Below are 16145 nucleotides of genomic sequence, written 5' to 3'. Positions count from 1 at the left end.
TCTGCCGTGCGTACCCCCCACCACACGCTCCGAGGACCCTCCATGCGCGCATCCGCCTCCAGGCACGTCCGCTTAGCCGCCGCCGCGGCCGTCTCCCTGCTGCTCGCCGGGTGCTCGGCCGCCGCCCCCTCGGCCGTCACCCCCGCCCCGGCCGCACCGCCGTCCGCTACCGCGCGGGCCGCGGCCGGCGTCCAGGCCGCGCCGTCCCACGACCTCGCCGTCAGGGCGGCGCCCACGAACACCTCGACCGCCGTCGCCCGGGCCGGCGGCGACGGGCGCGCCCGGCGGGCGGCGCTCAAGGTCGCCTCGTACGACGGCAGGACCCGGCGGGCCGTCATCTCCGCCGCCGAGGCGCCGCGAACCGGCGACGTGATCGCCAGCGGTCCTGCCCCGGGCGCCCCCGACGGGCTGCTGGCCGAGGTCACCCGCGTCCTGGACGGCGACGGCACACGGACCCGGGTCGAGACGGCGCCCGCCACGATGAGCGCCCTGCTCGGCGGGGACAAGGCCGAGGGCACCGTGCCGGTCGACCCCGCGGAGGTGGACGTCGAGCCCCTGGTGGCGGACGTCGAGGTCTCCCGGGCCACGCCGGGCAGCCGTACGACCGGCCCGGGCGGTGCCCAGTTGCCCCTGGGCAGCCTGCGCCTGGACGTCGGCGCGGAGGGCGGGGTGCCCGCCGCGGGCCTGCGGGTGTCCGGTTACGTCGAGGTCGTGCCCGAGGTCGAGTTCTCCTACGACGGCGGTCCGGCGCTCTCGCCCGACGCCGCGTTCCTCGGCCTGTCGGGACGGTGGACCTCCGGCTGGGAGGTGCGCGGCCGGGCAGCCGTCCCGGCGGAAGGCGGCCGGCCGCTGCGGGTGCCCTTCGCCAGGCTGCACGCGGACCCGGTCATCCAGGTCGGGCCGGTCCCGGTGGTCGTCAACCTCGACCTGACCTGCTACCTCCAGGTCGAGGCGGACGGCACGGTGAGCGTCGACGTACGGCAGGACCTCAAGGGCGGATTCCGCCTCGGCGGCGACTACGAGCGGACCGCGGGCTGGCGACCGGTCACCGCGGCCGACATGACGAGCACCCCGGTCCGCGCCGCGCTGACCGCCACCGGCCGGGTCAAGGCCACGGTCGGCGCCGAGGCGAGCGTCGGCCTGTACGGGGCCGTGGGCGTCACCGCCGACCTCGCGCCCTACCTGCGCGGTGAGGCCACGGCCGGCGCCGCGTCCCGGGGCAGCGCCGGCTCCGCGGCCCTGGCCTGGAGGCTGTACGGCGGTGTGGACCTCACCGGGGCGCTGCAACTGCGCCTGGGCGTCTTCGGCACCCCGCTCATGGAGCAGCGCGTCCCGCTCGGCGCCCTGCATCGCGAATGGCTCCTGGACGACGGCTCCCTCAGGCCGAGGGCCTGACCCCGGCCCGATGCCCAGCTCCGGCCGCCGGATCGGGTGGTCAGCGCAGGGGGTTGGGCAGGCCGGTCCAGTGGTCGCCGCTCGCGGAGGTCTCCAGCCGCATCAAGGTGAGCGCCTTGACGGGGAGTTCGGGGGCGGCGAGCAGGGCCGCGCGGTCGGTGCGGGTGTCCGCCGTGGCGGGAAGGGCGTCGAAGGCACGGGCGGCCTCGGTGCGCACCGCGGCCCACAGCCGTGCCTCGGTGGGGCGATGGGCCTCGCCGAGCGCGGAGACGAGGCTGCCGAACGTGGTGGCGACCAGGGAGCCGTAGAGCTTGGCGTGCAGGACCGCGGGGTCGTCGCTCAGGCCCCGGCCGAGCGGGGGCACGGTGATGCCGTGCCGGGCGAGGCGGGCCGGGCTGATCCGGACGTCGGCCAGGTCGCGGTAGACCAGCCGCAGCGGGCGGGCGTGCCGGTCGAGGACGACCAGGAGGTTCTGCCCGTGCGCCTCCAGGGCGACGCCCTGGGACAGCAGCCGCAGCATGGCCGGCAGCGCGAGCCGGGCGAAGGCGGTGAGCCAGGCGGTGCCGTCGTGCGGGGCGCCCGGTCCCGCGGCCGTGAGCAGTGAGCGGAGCAGGGGCGGCCCGCCGTCGGCGGGCCGCCCGGTGAGCGCGGCGACGGGCAGCACGCTCTGCCCGGCCGCCGGGTCGGCGAAACCGGACGGGGACTCCCGCAGCAGCGCCGCGAGGTCGGGGCTGGCCTCACCGCCGACGACGGCGGCGACCGCCGCGAGGTTGCGGGTGACGCGCAGCGTGCCGCCGCCGAGCCGCAGGGTCAGCTCGTCCAGCAGCGCGGACAGCGGCTCGCTGTCGGTCACCGAGCGGGCCGAGATGTCGCGGACGGCCGAGGTCATCCGCATGCTCAGCGCCGTCTTCAGATGCGGCCCGCCGTCGAGCGGGGCGAGGGTGCGCACCGACATCAGCGGCCGGGTGGGGACCGCGGCCTCGGCGTACGGGCGCAGCCCCAGGGCGGGCAGGATGTGCCGGGTCTGCCAGGGGTGGACGGGCAGCAGGACCCGGTCGCCGTCGCGGAACCGGTCCGGCCAGACGCCCGTGACCAGGGAGCGGGCGGCCGGGACGGCGACGAGGTCGAGGGCGACGACGGGCCGGTGCTCGGGCCCGTAGGCCAGTTGCTCGGCCACGGAGAAGCCGGGACGGCTGCGGCAGCACGGGTGGTAGGGATGGCCGTCGACGACGCCCTGCTCGAAGGAGGCGAGGGTCGGCGGCCGGCCGCCGTGGCCCGCCAGGCCCGCGGCGCCCGCCCGGGACAGGGCCAACGAGGCGACGCTGTCGTCGAGTTCGTCGCGCAGCAGGCCCGATCCCGGCAGCCCGAGGGCCTCCACCAGGGCGGCCGGGTGGTCGTGGGACCGGCCGTCCAGCAGCAGGGGCAGGGCGGGCTCGTCCGGCGACCCCAGGTCGTGCGGCAGCCGCCGCGGCCCGGTGAGCACCCGGCCGTCGAGGAACAGCACGCGGTCCGGGCCGCGCGAGGCGATGCCCGGCAGGGGTTCCAGGAGCAGGGCACGCCACAGACGGCCGAGGACGGCGGCGCGCGCACCGGGGAGCGCGGCGGTGTACGCGTCGTGCAGGTCGGGGCGGAGCGTCGCCAGCTCGGTGGCGAACGCCGTCTCCAAGGGGCGCCGCGTCGCAGCCGCCGAGTGCGGGTACATGATGGGTCCCTACCCTACGAGGAGGCGGCCGACCGTGCATCGACCAGGGCACCGACCAGCGGGAACGAGCCGTCGTGGGTGACGCCTGGGACCGCGCCGAGGCGCTCTCCGCGACGGCCCTGCTGAACTGCCTGCTGCGCGAGCTCGCCGAGGCCGCGGGCGAGGACGGGGGCCGTCCGGTCCACCGGCTGCCCGCGACCGGCCGGCTGCTGCGGGTGCGGGCCGGGCGCCATCCCGCCGGGCCCGAGCTGCGCACCGGGGACGGCTGGCGGCCGCTCCCGCTGGAGGCGCTGGTCGACGTCGCCGCCGCGGAGCTCACCGCGCGCACCGGTGTCGCGGGCACCGGGCTGCCCGCCGAGATCGGCGACAGCCGCGACGTGCTCGCCTCCCTGCTGGAGGCCCGCGAGCACGCGCCGTCGCCCGCCGATCCGTACCTGCGCTCCGAGCAGGCCCTGGTGGCCGGCCACCGCCACCACCCCGCCCCCAAGACCCGCGGCGGCGGCCCGCCGGAGAGCTGGCTGCCGTACTCGCCGGAGGCGCACACGAGCTTCCCGCTCACGCTGCTCGCGGTCCGGGCGGACCTGCTGGCCGGTGAGGGCGACACCTCGGTGCTCGACCGGCTGTACCCGGACGTCCCCGAGGGCTACCGGGTCCTGCCCGCGCACCCCTGGCAGCTGGCCCTGCTGGGCGACCTCCCCGCGTTCCGGGACGGACGTCTGCTGCGCCTGGGGCACACCGCCGTACCGGCCGTGCCGACGGCGTCCCTGCGGACGGTGTACCTGCCGGACGCCGACCTCTTCCTGAAGTTCAGCCTCGACGTGCGGATCACCAACGACATCCGCCGACTGTGGCGGCACGACCTGCGCTGGCTCGGGCCGGTGGACGAGGTGCTGCGCGCGGTACCGGAGGCGGACGTCCTGTCCGACCGCGGCTACCGGACCGCCGACCTGGGTGGCCGGGACGCGTTCGAGGGGCTGGCCGTGCTCGTCCGGGACGGCTTCGGGGAGCACCTGCGCCCCGGGCTGACCCCGCTGCTCGCGGCGGCCGTCGCCGAGGGGTACGAGAGCAGCCCGCTCGCCGCGCCTGGCCTGACCGCGGACGGCGCGCTGGCCTGGTGGGAGGCGTATCTACGGCAGGTCGTGCCGCCGGTGCTGCACGCGTACCTCCGGCACGGTGCGGTGCTGGAGTGCCACCTGCAGAACGTGCTCGTCGCCGTGGACGCCGACGGCGTGCCCGGCCAGGCGCTCTTCCGCGACCACGAGGGCGTCAAGCTGGTCGAGGAGCGGCACCACGAGCTGCTCGGCCGCCACGCACGTCCGGACGCGCCCGGGCCCGGCGTGGACGCCGCCCACGGCTGGGAACGGCTGGTCTACTGCCTCGTCACCAACAACCTGCTGGAGATCGCGGGCGCGGTCGCCGAACGCCACCCGGCGCTCACGCCGGTGCTGTGGGCGCGGGCCCGGGCGTTCCTCGTGGAGTGGGCGGCCGGTCAGGGGGACCCGGTGCCCGTGCGGGAGCTGCTCGCCGCCCCGTACATCCCCGCGAAGACCAACCTGCTGCTGCGCTGGACCGGCGCGGACGGCGCCGCCGCCCGCTACCTGCCGCTGCCGAACCCGCTGCGGCCTCAGGGCGCCGTGGTGACCGACTCCAGCGAACGCCGCGTGGCGGGGCCGTAGAACCCGGAGGTGTCGCCCGTGACGCCGTAGCCCATCTGGTACCGCTGGACGGCGTACTTGACGCCGCCGTCGTACTTGCCGTCGGCCGGACCGTCGTAGAGCTGGACCTGGGTGAGCCGCTGCTGCAGCGCCACGACCTCGGGGCCGCGCGAACCGGGCTTGAGCACCGCGCCGGAACCGGCGGTCGCGGTGCCGGTGGTGCCGCCCGGGGCGGTGGCGGTCGCGGTGCCCGTGGCGGAGGCCCGTGGCAGGGTGCCGGACGTGGAACCGGAGCCGGAGGCGGACGGGGAGGCCCCGCCCGCGCCCGTGCGCGCCGACGGGACCGGGGCGCCGCGCGAGGGCTCCGCGGTGCCGTCGGAGTCCGGCAGGGTGGGCAGCGCGAGCCGCGGCGGCGAGGTGCTCGGATCGGGCAGCGCGCGGTCGGCCCCGCCCGGACCGGTGACGAGGTGCCCGAGCAGGGCCAGGACACCGACGCCGGCGACCGCCCCGGCCACGGTGACGACGGCCCGCAGGCGCCGCCGGGAGCGGGCCGCCCCGCCGCGCGCCCTGCGGTGCCCGCCCGCCGGGTGCGGTACCCGCGGCGGCTCCTGCGGGTCGCCGGGGCCACCGCCCGTGCCGTGCGGCGTGTCGGGGAACAGTTCGGCGTAGTCGGGCGCGGGCCCCTCGGGGCCCACGCCTATCAGCGGTCTGACGGTCGTCCCGCCCGGCCGGCCGTCGTTCATCTCTCCTCGCCCGCCTGGTCGGGCACGAGGCGTTCGAGGACGTCCTGGAACTCCTCGCCGACGGTGATCAGCAGCCCGTCGCCGTCCTTCCGGCTGAGCTGGGTCAGCACGCCGTCCCGCCACCAGTAGACGTACGGGCTGATGGGGCCCACCGCGTCCTCGTGGCCCGCCGCCGCGAAACCCGCCATGCCGTTGAGCGCCGGGATGACGCCGCTGTCACGGATGGCGTGGAAGGCCAGCTGGTGCCGGAACGGCATGGCCACCAGCGCCCCGTCGGCGGTCAGCGGCTCCCCGGTGACCCGTTCCACCAGCTCGTCCAGGACCAGCACCCGGGCGGCGGTGAAGAAGGAGTCCCCGACGAGGACGTCGAAGCGCACGTCGGCGTGCCGGACCACCTCGTGCCGTTCCACCGGCAGGTCGCGCAGGTTGAGCAGGGCGCGGCCGCGCAGCTCACGGGCGTCGCCGAGCGGGACCAGGGCGTGGTCGGCGAGCGTCATCACGCTCTCCGGGAGGTCCAGGGCGAGCACCTCCAGCAGCCCGGGCGCGGCGATCCGGGCGTAGCGGAAGGTCTCCGGGTCGATCGCCTCGGGGGTGACCAGACGCGGGTAGAGCCGTTCGCGGATCTCCTCGGCGGGCAGGGTCTCCAGCGGCGAGGGCCCGTCGAGGGTGCGCAGCACCGCACCGATGTGCTCCCGCGCCAGCAGCGGCCACACGCGCGGGCCGCGCCGGTCGTTGTGGCACAGCGCGGCGAGGTTGCCGAGCCCGAAGCGACGGCCGGAGTCGTCGGTCACCATGTCCGCGAAGACCGTGACCTCCAGCCCGAGTTCGGCGAACGACTCGCGCACGATCGCGCGGAAGCGCGCGCCCTCGTCCACCGAGAAGAAGGCGTACTCGGGGTCGCGGGGTGCGTCCCGCTGGTCACGCTTCGGCCCGCGCCGGAAAATCCCCACCTCAGCTGTCCCCTCGACCTGGACTCGACGAGCAGGGCGCGATCCTATCGGCAGGCGCCCGGGGCCGCCGTCTCCGTCAGCCTTCGCCGTCCGGCGCGTCCCGGTAGGTCTCCAGCAGCCGCAGCCACACCTCGCTCATCGTGGGGAAGGCCGGTACGGCGTGCCACAGCCGTTCCAGCGGCACCTCGCCGGCGACGGCGATGGTGGCGGAGTGCAGCAGTTCGCCGACCGACGGGCCGACGAAGGTGACGCCGACGAGGTGACCCCGGTCCAGGTCGACGACGGCACGCGCCTTGCCCTTGTACCCGTCGGCGTACAGCCCGGCTCCGGAGACGTTGCCGATGTCGTAGTCCACGACCTTGACGCGGCGGCCCTCCCGCTCGGCCTGCTCGGCGGTGATGCCGACGGCGGCGGCCTCGGGTTCGGTGAAGACGACCTGGGGGACGGCGACGTTGTCGGCGGTGGCCGCGTGCCGGCCCCAGGGGGCGGTGTCCAGGGGTTCCCCCTTGGCGCGGGCGGCGATGGCGGCGCCGGCGATACGGCCCTGGTACTTGCCCTGGTGGGTGAGGAGGGCGCGGTGGTTGGTGTCGCCCGCGCAGTACAGCCAGCCGCCCTCGACGTCCTTGACCAGGCAGGTGTCGTCGACGTCCAGCCACGACCCGGGGGTCAGGCCGACCGTCTCCAGGCCCAGGGCGTCGGTGTGCGGGACGCGGCCGGTGGCGAACAGGACCTCGTCGGTGACGAGTTCCGACCCGTCCGAGAGCGCCAGGGTGATCGGCCCGGACTCCGACGCCCTCCGCAGTTCGGTGACCGACACACCGGTGCGGATGTCCACCCCGGCGGCGCGCATCCCGTCCGCGACGAGCTCGCCCACGAACGGCTCCCAGCGGGGCAGCAGCCCGGAGCCGCGGACCAGCACGGTCACCTCGGAGCCGAGCGACCGCCAGGCGGTCGCCATCTCGACGCAGACGACGCCTCCGCCGACCACCACGAGCCGCCCCGGCACCTCGGGGGAACTGGTGGCGTCGCGGCTGGTCCACACGTGGTCGTCGGCGATGCCGGGCAGGTCGGGCAGTTGCGCGCGGGTACCGGTGCAGACCGCCACGGCGTGCCGGGCGACCAGGACGCGCTCGCCGCCTTCCGGGGTGTCGACCACGACCCGGCGCGGGCCGTCGAGCCGGCCGCGCCCCCGGACGAGGTCGATGCCGGCCGAGTCCAGCCAGCCCACCGCCCCGTCGTCCTTCCAGTTCCCCGTCCACCAGTCGCGCCGGGCCAGCACCGCGGCGGCGTCGAGCCGCCCGCCGGCCGCCTCCCGTGCCCCCGCGACCGCCCGCGCCGCGTCCAGGGCGGCCTGCGGGCGCAGCAGCGCCTTGCTGGGGATGCACGCCCAGTAGGAGCACTCGCCGCCGACCAGTTCCGCCTCGACCACCACGGTGGTCAGTCCGGCCTGCCTGGTGCGGTCGGCGAGGTTCTCCCCGGTGGGGCCCGCGCCGATGACGATGACGTCGTAGGTGTCCGTGCTCGCGTTCGTGCTGCTGTCTGCCGCCGTGGTCATGGTCCCACCGTAGGCAACACCGCGTCCGCGCACAGCCGGAACCAGCGTGTCCCGCCGCTTCACCCGTACGGCGAGGGGCGTCCCCGCCGTGGTGACCGGCCCCAGGGGCGGGACGGGCGGCGGCGCCGGGAGCGCGCTTCGTGGACATCGCCCGGGGCGCATGGGGAGCGGGACCCCGCGCGACTGGTGGGCCATCAGGGCGAGGCCGCAGGCGGCGCCCGAGGGTGCCGGCGTCCGCGGCCGCCGGTCGGGGCCGCTTCAGGCGGGCAGTTGCTGCTCCGTCCAGATGACCTTGCCCCGTTCGGTGTAGCGGGTGCCCCAGCGCCGGCAGAGCTGGGCGACGAGGAAGATCCCGCGGCCGCCCTCGTCGGTGGTGGCCGCGCGGCGGAGCCGGGGGGAGGTGCCGCTGGCGTCGGCGACCTCGAAGACCAGCGCCCGGTCGCGCAGCAGCCTGGCCTGCACGGGGCCGGCGCCGTGGCGGATGGCGTTGGTGATCAGCTCGCTGGCGATCAGCTCGGTGGTGAAGGTGAGCTCGTCGAGGCCCCAGGCGCGCAGCCGGCGGGTGATCGCGGAGCGGAGCGCGGAGACGGCCGCGGGGTCGTCGGGCACGTCCCAGCAGGCGACCTGACGCTCGTCCAGGGACCGGGTGCGGGCGACGAGCAGGACGACGTCGTCGGCGGAGGGGGCGGGGCGCAGCGCGGCCTCGAGCGCCGCGCAGACCTCCTCCGGCGGGCAGCCCCGCGGGACGGCGGTGAGGGCGCGGCCGAGCCGGCGCATCCCGGTGTCCGGGTCGAGGTGGCGGCCCTCGATGAGGCCGTCGGTGTACAGGACGAGGCCGCTGCCCTCGGGGACCGCGAACTCGGCGGACTCGAAGGGGAGTCCGCCCAGGCCCAGGGGCGGCCCGGCGGGCAGGTCGGGGAAGCGCACCTCGCCGTCCGGGGCGAGCAGCGCGGGCGGCGGATGGCCGGCCCGGGCCAGCTGGCAGCGCCGTGCGACCGGGTCGTAGACCGCGTAGAGGCAGGTCGCGCCGGCGAGGCCGGGACCGGCGCCGCTCTCGTCGTCGAGGCGGACGACGAGGTCGTCCAGGCGGCCCAGCAGCTCGTCCGGGGGCAGGTCGAGGGCGGAGAAGTTGTGCACGGCGGTGCGCAGCCGGCCCATGGCGGCGGCGGCGTGGATCCCGTGCCCGACGACGTCACCGACGACCAGGGCCACCCGCGCGCCGGAGAGCGGGATGACGTCGAACCAGTCGCCGCCGACCCGGCCGCGCGCCGCGGGGAGGTAGCGGTGGGCGACGTCCACGGCGTGCTGCTCCGGTACGCCGTGGGGGAGCAGGCTGCGCTGGAGTTCGAGGGCGAGGTGGTGCTCGCGGGTGAAGAGCCGCGCGTTGTCGATGCAGACGGCGGCGCGGGCGGCGAGGTCGCGGGCGAGGGTGAGGTCGTCCTCGGCGAACGGTTCCGTCCGCGCGGCGCGTTGGAAGGTGGCGACGCCCAGCAGGGTGTCGCGGGCGCGCAGGGGGACGGCGAGGACGGCGCTCGCCTCGCCGTCGGGGCCCGGGGCGGTGTCGCGGACCGCGGAGCCGCCGTACAGCGCTCTGGCCTGGGGGCTGTCCGGGGCGAGGCGAATCGGTTCGCCCCTGGCGTACGGGCCGTGGCCGCGGGCCGCGCCGTCCGTCGCCACCCGGCGCAGCTCCGCCCCGGGGGCACCGGGGGCACCGGGGGCACCGGGGGCCGTGCCGTCCAGGACGGGGCAGTACAGGTCGACGGTCGCGTGGTCGGCGAACCGGGGCACGGCGGCCTCGACGATCTCGCGGGCGGTGCGGGCGACGTCGAGGGTGGTGCCGATCCGCAGGGCGGCGTCGCTGAGCAGTTCCAGGCGGCGGCGCGCGGCGACGGCCAGGCGGCCGACCCCCGGCTCGCCGACCAGCAGCGGGCGGCTCGTGGCCCCGCCCGGGGCGTTGCCGCGCGTGCCGGCGTCCCCGGGCACGCTGACCTCCACGACGGCGCCGCCCGCGAGGGGCCGGCACAGCAGATGGGCCGTGCGGCCGTGGGAGAGGGGGAGTTCGAGCGCCTCCCGCCGTCCGGCGGCGATCAGCCCGGCCGCGGTCTCGGCGAGCACCGACTCGTCCCCGTCGGTGAGCCCGGCCGGCGGGCCGACGCCGGGGATGTGCCCCACGCCGTCGAGCCGCAGGGGGGCGGCCGCGGCGCCGCGGTGCTCGGCGGTCAGGTAGCCCTGCAGCAGGGCGCGTTCGCGTTCCCCGCACTCCTCCAGGAGCCGCTGCTCGATGGCGAGGGCGCAGCCGCGGGCGAGTTCGGCCATGAGGGGGTGCGCGTCGCCGTACAGGCTGGTGAGGTCGAGCACGCCCTCCACCCGGCCGCTGAGGGGGTGGCGGACGGGCACGCCGAAGCAGGTGAAGCCGCGCAGGGCGGCGGAGAAGTGCTCCTCGCCGGAGACGCGGACGGGGTGCCGGGCGGCCAGGGCGGTGCCGATGCCGTTGGTCCCGGCGTCGAGTTCGTGGTAGCTGAAGCCCGGGGCGAGCCGGACCCGGTCAAGGGCGGGCAGCAGCGGCGGCTCGGCGGCCCGGCGGTCGATCACCAGCCCCCGGTCGTCGGTGAGCAGGACGGCGGTACGGGTGCCGGAGAGCGTGCCGGCGAGCCGGTCGAGGACCGGACCGGCGGCCCGGACCAGTGCCCCGGTGGGGTCGACGTCGTCGGTGTACGGGACCTCGAGCCGTTCGGGGTCGAGGCCGGCGGTCTGACAGCGTTCCCACGAAGCGAGGATGGGTACCCGCACGGATTCGACCACCAGGCTCACTCCTTGACGTCCGCGTCCCAGGTCCCGAACGTAGGGCGGCGGCACGGCGACGGGGGGCGGGTCGGTGAAATCCCTGCGTACAGCCACCCTTGTGGGTGACGGCCCGTTTGACAGGGGGCAACACGACCGTCACGGCGGGGGAGATCGCTTCGCGAAGCGGCGCGCGGTGGTGAAGACTTGGACCCGCCGCAGCCGTACGCCGTACTTGGGAGGATCCACCATGTCCACCACGCCGCACTCCACCACGCGGGTCGCGCACACCGTCTGGGACGGCAGTCTGACGGAGGGCAGCGGGGTCGTGACCCTCGACTCCTCCGGCATCGGGGAGTACCCGGTGACCTGGGTCGCCCGTTCCCAGGAGCCGGGCGGGAAGACCAGCCCCGAGGAGCTCATCGCCGCCGCCCACTCCAGCTGCTTCTCGATGGCCCTGTCGGCCGGCCTGGGCAAGGCGGGCACCCCGCCGACCCGGCTGCGCACGCAGGCCGACGTCACCTTCAAGCCGGGCACCGGGATCACCGGCATCCACCTGACCGTCGAGGGCGAGGTGCCCGGGATCGACGAGGCGGAGTTCGTCAAGGCGGCCGAGGACGCCAAGGCGAACTGCCCGGTGAGCAAGGCGCTCGCGGGCACGGAGATCACGCTCACGGCCTCGCTGGCCTGACGCCGCGCGGCGCCGGCGCGTGAGCCGGACCGTGTGCACTGCCCATCGAAACGTTTCGGTTTCGGTGGGCGGTGCCATATTGTCGTTGGGATACGAAACCGTTTCGCAGGGGACGAGAGACGGAGCGCGGAACATGACGACCGACGCGAGCGCACCGGCGCGCCGCACCCGGCTGACGCCCGAGCGGGAGCAGGAGCTGTACGGCGCGGTGATCGACCTGCTGCGCGAGGTCGGGTACGACGCGCTGACGATGGACGCGGTCGCCACCCGCACCCGGTCCAGCAAGGCCACCCTCTACCGGCAGTGGAAGAGCAAGCCGGAGCTGGTCGTGACCGCGCTCAGGTGCACCAAGCCGGTGCACGTGGAGAACGTGGACACCGGTTCGCTCCCCGGTGACCTGCACGAGCTCGCCGACCGCATCGGCGACGGCTCGGACGTGGACACCCCGCTGATCCGGGGCCTGGCCCACGCCTCCGCCACCAACCCCGACCTCGCCGAGGCGATGCGCCAGCACCTGATCGAGCCCGAGCTCACCGGGGTGCGGCAGCTGCTGGGGCGGGCCGCCGACCGGGGGGAGATCGACGCCGCCGTCCCCGCGGCCGAGTTCATGCCGCACATGATGCTCGGCGCCGTGATCACCCGCCGCCTGCTGGAGGACGTGGAGGTCGACGCCGCCTTCATGCACCGCTACATCGACGCGGTGGTGCTGCCGGCGCTCGGCATCGGACCCGGTCACGGCACGGCGCCTCGTTGCGTTGGCGGATCGTCCGAGTAGCCCACGACGAGGACGCCTCTCCGCCGTGCGATGGACCGCACCAGACCCCGCGGGGCCCGCCCTCCGGGCGGCCGGCACTGCTTTGACGACGGGCCTAGTCGCTGACCGTGCTGCGCGGCCGGTACTCCAGGTCCTCGTACTCGGGGTGGTGCGCGATCCAGCCCGCGATGAACGGGCAGGCCGCCAGCACGCTCTGGCCGTGCTCCCGCGCCTCGTCCAGCGCGTGGCGGGCAAGCGCGGAGCCCACGCCCCGGCCCTCGAACTCCGGGTCCACCTCGGTGTGCAGGAAGGCGATCATCTCGGGGGTGCGGATGTACGTGGCGAAGCCCGCCAGCCTGCCGCCGACGTGCGCCTCGTAGCGTCGCGCGCCCGGGGTGTCCGTCACCTGTGCGTCGCTCTTCACGACTGGTAGCCCTCCACCGTGTGCGAGGGGCGCACCTTCGCCTCGCCAGGGTCCCCGCCGGCCTCGGCCTTGGCGCGGCGCTGGCGGAGCAGGTCCCAGCACTGGTCGAGCTCGCGCTCCAGCTCGTCGAGCCGGGCCTGCTCGGTCCCGCTGTCCACCCGCCCCTCGCTGAGGAGCTCGCGCAGGGTCCGCTCGTCGGAGACCATCGCGCTGATCCGTTCCAGGATCGCCCTCTCGGGGCGATCTCCCGCGTGCTGCTCGGCCACGGCCGCACCTCCTCGGTCCTCGGCTCCTACTCTAGGCAGCCGGTTGCGCCCCTGCGATCGAAACACTTGCGTTTCGATAAGGCGGGCCCTAGTCTCGACGTGTACGAAACGGTTTCGTATCTCGTCGGGTTCCCGGCGTCCCGACCCCTCCCTGCCCTCCCCGTGACCGACTGGAGCGCGTCCCGCATGTCCCAGAGCACCGCCGACCCGAAGGCCGGCACCGGCGCACCCCCCGCGGGGGGCGAGACGAAGGCGCCCGACGCCCCGGCGGCGCAGCGCTGGTGGGTCCTCGCCGTCATCGGCATCGCCCAGCTGATGGTCGTGCTCGACGCGACCATCGTGAACATCGCCCTCCCCTCCGCCCAGGCCGACCTGGGCTTCACCGACGGCAACCGGCAGTGGATCGTCACCGCCTACGCCCTCGCCTTCGGCAGCCTGCTGCTGCTCGGCGGCCGGATCGCGGACCTCTTCGGCCGCAAGACCGCCTTCCTCGTCGGCGTCGCGGGCTTCGCCGGGGCCTCCGCGCTCGGTGGCGCTGCCGGCAGCTTCGAGATGCTGGTGACCGCCCGGGCCCTGCAGGGAGTCTTCGGGGCGCTCCTCGCACCCGCCGCGCTCTCGCTGCTCACCACGACCTTCACCGACGCCAGGGAACGCGCCCGCGCCTTCGGCATCTACGGCGCCATCGCCGGCTCCGGGGCGGCCGTCGGCCTGCTGCTCGGCGGGGTGCTGACCGAGTACCTGAACTGGCGCTGGACCCTCTACGTCAACCTGGCCTTCGCGCTGGTCGCCTTCCTCGGCGGCGCGGCCCTGCTGCGAAGGGCGAGCCGCCGTCCCGGCGCGACGATCGACCTGCCCGGCACCGTGCTGGTCTCCGCCGGGCTGTTCGCCGTCGTCTTCGGCTTCTCCAACGCCGAGAGCCACGACTGGAGCTCGCCGCAGGTGTGGGGCTACCTGGCCGCGGGCGCGCTGCTGCTGGCCGCCTTCGCCTGGTGGCAGACCCGGGCGCGGCACCCGCTGCTGCCGCTGCGCGTGCTGCTGGACCGCAACCGGGGCGCCTCCTTCGCCGCCTCGCTGGTCTCCAGCGCCGGCATGTTCGCGGTCTTCCTCTTCCTCACCTACTACCTGCGGCTCACCCTCGGCTACTCCTCGGTCAGGACGGGCCTGGCCTTCCTCCCGCTGGTCGGCGCCCTGATGGTCGGCGCCCAGGTCGCCACCACCGTGCTGGTGCCCCGGGTGGGTCCGAAGCCCGTGGTGCCGGCCGGTTTCGGCCTCGCGGCGGCGGGCCTGGCCTGGCTGACCGGGCTCGGCCTGGACAGCGGCTACGCGGCCGACGTGCTGCCGCCGCTGCTGGTGATCGGCCTGGGCATGGGCCTGATCTTCCCGCCCGCGATGAACCTGGCCACCACCGGTGTCGGCGCCGAGGACGCGGGCGTCGCCTCCGCCGCCGTCAACGCCATGCAGCAGGTCGGCGGCTCGATCGGCACCGCGCTGCTGAACACCCTGGCCACCGGTGCCGCCACCGACTACGCCCTGGCCCACCGCACCGATCCGCTGGTGAAGGCGCAGGCCGCGCTGGAGGGCTACGCGACGGCCTACTGGTGGGCCGCGGCCTTCTTCGCGGCCGGCCTGGTGATCAGCTTCCTGCTCTACCGGCGTGGAATTCCTGCTCAGGACGGGAATGCTGAGGCCGCCCCGGTCGTCCACATGTAGGGGGAATGAGCTGCGGGGCCGCCCCTGAGCGGTGGGAAGGTCCCGCACGCGCCGACCCGTGGGGACGGGGTGCGGTGCGACGGAGGGCCCGGTGCCGGCGTCCGTGGTTGCACACGGAAGCCGTGCCGGGCCTTTCCCATGCGATTCCACGGTGATCCGGGGAGCCCGGGGCAGATGTGACGGAATCTGCGTGCGGTGCACCGCAAAAGGGAACCTATGGTCAGTTAATGTGCGTTTTCACTGGTCCACAGGGTTTCGTCGAAAGGCCCCTCGGTTGAACCTGCTCGACCTCCTGCTGCTGGTGCTGACCGTCGCCTACGCCGTCGCCGGCTTCCGGCGCGGACTGGTCGTGGGCTGCATCTCGCTCGCGGGCTTCCTCGGCGGTGCGGTGGTCGGCGTGTGGGTGCTGCCGTACGTGCTGCAGTACGTCGAGTCGGGCACGCCACGGGCGACGCTGGTCGCGCTGCTGACCGTTCTGGTGCCCGCGGCCGGCGGGCACGCCCTCGCCTCCGGGGTCGCCTGGAAGGTGCGGACGGGTCTGGACTGGGGCCCGCTGCGCTGGCTCGACGGGGTGGGCGGCGCGGTGGCGAACGCCGTGGCCGTGCTGCTGGTCGCCTGGGTGGCCGCGAGCGTGCTGGTGACGTCCTCCTCCAGCGTGCTGGCGCAGTCGATCCGCGGGTCCGAGGTGCTCGGCGCGGTCCAGGACACCATGCCCCGGCAGGCACCCACCTGGTTCAGCAGGGCGACCAGCGCACTGGCCGAGGCCGGGTTCCCGCAGGTGTTCAACCCCTTCGAGTCCGAGCCCGTCAACGGGGTGCCCGCGCCCTCCGGGGACAACGTCACCACCGCCGCGGCCGGCGCGGCCGCGCGCAGCACCGTCAAGATCGAGGGCGTCGCGTTCGTGGACGGCCGCCGTCAGGGCCAGGAGGGCACCGGTTTCGTCTTCGCCGACGAGCACGTCATGACCAACGCCCACGTGGTGGCCGGGGTGGACGAACCCGCGGTGCAGGTCGGCGGCCTCGGGCGGGCCTACCGGGCCACCGTGGTGCTCTTCGACCCCGGCAAGGACGTCGCCGTCCTGGACGTACCGGGGCTGGACGCGCCCGCGCTGAGCTTCACCGACGACGCCGTGAGCGGTGACGGTGCGGTCGTGGCGGGCTACCCGCAGGACGGCGGCCTCGACCTGCGCGCCGCGACGGTGGCCGGCCGCATCCGCGCCACCGGCCAGGACATCTACGGCGACGGAACGGTCACCCGCGACATCTACCAGGTCCGGTCCGTGGTGCGCCCCGGCAACTCCGGCGGCCCGCTGCTGGACACCTCCGGACGTGTCTACGGGGTGGTCTTCGCCCGCTCCACCGCCGACTCCACGACGGGCTACGTGCTGACCGCCGACGAGGTGCGCTCCGACGCGCTGCGCGGGGCGCGCGCCACGGAGCCGGTGGACACCGGCGACCGGGCCGCGCTGTGACGGCCGCGCGGTGACCGCCGGACCGCGGCGGGCCTCCGCATACGTTCG

13 protein-coding genes are annotated in these 16145 nt (G+C 75.6%); 6 read left to right on the top strand and 7 right to left on the bottom strand.

What is annotated here, in order from left to right; all coding sequences use genetic code 11:
* The first annotated feature begins 42 nt into the window (after positions 1–42).
* Complete coding sequence (locus ACFYYN_RS21285; RefSeq protein ID WP_500547077.1) at positions 43–1395, top strand: hypothetical protein; 1353 nt, start codon at positions 43–45, stop codon at positions 1393–1395.
* 40 nt (positions 1396–1435) lie between these two features.
* Here ACFYYN_RS21285 and ACFYYN_RS21280 read toward each other — a convergent pair whose 3' ends face one another.
* Positions 1436–3097 carry an IucA/IucC family protein gene (locus ACFYYN_RS21280; protein WP_500547076.1) on the bottom strand — a complete coding sequence of 554 codons (1662 nt, stop codon included), beginning with the start codon at positions 3095–3097 and terminating at the stop codon, positions 1436–1438.
* Positions 3098–3171: 74 nt separating this feature from the next.
* On the opposite strand from ACFYYN_RS21280, the gene ACFYYN_RS21275 reads away from it, so the two are divergent.
* The gene (locus ACFYYN_RS21275) at positions 3172–4773 is read left to right on the top strand and encodes an IucA/IucC family protein (RefSeq protein ID WP_500547075.1); all 1602 of its coding nucleotides are present in this window, start codon (positions 3172–3174) and stop codon (positions 4771–4773) included.
* Here the strand turns inward: ACFYYN_RS21275 and ACFYYN_RS21270 are convergent.
* From ACFYYN_RS21270 to ACFYYN_RS21255, 4 genes are all read right to left on the bottom strand, one after another.
* On the bottom strand, positions 4722–5495 hold the full coding sequence (locus tag ACFYYN_RS21270) for a peptidoglycan-binding domain-containing protein (protein WP_500547074.1): 774 nt from the start codon (positions 5493–5495) through the stop codon (positions 4722–4724). The two genes, ACFYYN_RS21275 and ACFYYN_RS21270, sit on opposite strands and share 52 nt — an antisense overlap.
* Positions 5492–6445 (bottom strand): hypothetical protein, encoded by a 954-nt coding sequence (locus tag ACFYYN_RS21265; RefSeq protein WP_500357755.1) that lies wholly within the window; start codon positions 6443–6445, stop codon positions 5492–5494. Before ACFYYN_RS21265 ends, ACFYYN_RS21270 begins: the two co-directional genes overlap by 4 nt.
* A gap of 76 nt (positions 6446–6521) precedes the next feature.
* Positions 6522–8000, bottom strand: a complete 1479-nt coding sequence (locus ACFYYN_RS21260; RefSeq protein WP_500547073.1) for a dihydrolipoyl dehydrogenase family protein — start codon at positions 7998–8000, stop codon at positions 6522–6524.
* Positions 8001–8258: 258 nt separating this feature from the next.
* Positions 8259–10802 (bottom strand): SpoIIE family protein phosphatase, encoded by a 2544-nt coding sequence (locus tag ACFYYN_RS21255; protein ID WP_500547072.1) that lies wholly within the window; start codon positions 10800–10802, stop codon positions 8259–8261.
* A gap of 229 nt (positions 10803–11031) precedes the next feature.
* Between ACFYYN_RS21255 and ACFYYN_RS21250 the strand changes: the two genes are divergently transcribed.
* Positions 11032–11472 carry an OsmC family protein gene (locus ACFYYN_RS21250; protein ID WP_499512309.1) on the top strand — a complete coding sequence of 147 codons (441 nt, stop codon included), beginning with the start codon at positions 11032–11034 and terminating at the stop codon, positions 11470–11472.
* A 133-nt stretch (positions 11473–11605) separates the two neighbouring features.
* Positions 11606–12247 carry a TetR/AcrR family transcriptional regulator gene (locus ACFYYN_RS21245; RefSeq protein ID WP_500547071.1) on the top strand — a complete coding sequence of 214 codons (642 nt, stop codon included), beginning with the start codon at positions 11606–11608 and terminating at the stop codon, positions 12245–12247.
* 94 nt (positions 12248–12341) lie between these two features.
* Here ACFYYN_RS21245 and ACFYYN_RS21240 read toward each other — a convergent pair whose 3' ends face one another.
* Together ACFYYN_RS21240 and ACFYYN_RS21235 are read right to left on the bottom strand one after the other, a co-directional pair.
* On the bottom strand, positions 12342–12650 hold the full coding sequence (locus ACFYYN_RS21240) for a GNAT family N-acetyltransferase (RefSeq protein ID WP_500328960.1): 309 nt from the start codon (positions 12648–12650) through the stop codon (positions 12342–12344).
* Positions 12647–12916 (bottom strand): DUF2630 family protein, encoded by a 270-nt coding sequence (locus ACFYYN_RS21235; protein WP_500547070.1) that lies wholly within the window; start codon positions 12914–12916, stop codon positions 12647–12649. Before ACFYYN_RS21235 ends, ACFYYN_RS21240 begins: the two co-directional genes overlap by 4 nt.
* A 186-nt stretch (positions 12917–13102) precedes the next feature.
* Between ACFYYN_RS21235 and ACFYYN_RS21230 the strand changes: the two genes are divergently transcribed.
* Positions 13103–14626: an MFS transporter gene (locus tag ACFYYN_RS21230; RefSeq protein ID WP_500547069.1), complete on the top strand. Its 1524-nt coding sequence runs from the start codon at positions 13103–13105 to the stop codon at positions 14624–14626.
* A gap of 274 nt (positions 14627–14900) precedes the next feature.
* The gene (locus ACFYYN_RS21225; protein WP_500547068.1) at positions 14901–16097 is read left to right on the top strand and encodes a MarP family serine protease; all 1197 of its coding nucleotides are present in this window, start codon (positions 14901–14903) and stop codon (positions 16095–16097) included.
* The last annotated feature ends 48 nt before the right edge of the window (positions 16098–16145 follow it).

Source organism: Streptomyces sp. NPDC001902 (genome assembly GCF_042891295.1).
Taxonomy (GTDB): domain Bacteria; phylum Actinomycetota; class Actinomycetes; order Streptomycetales; family Streptomycetaceae; genus Actinacidiphila.
The sequence above is the reverse complement of the archived record's forward strand: the minus strand, read 5'-3'. Positions and strand labels throughout refer to the sequence as shown.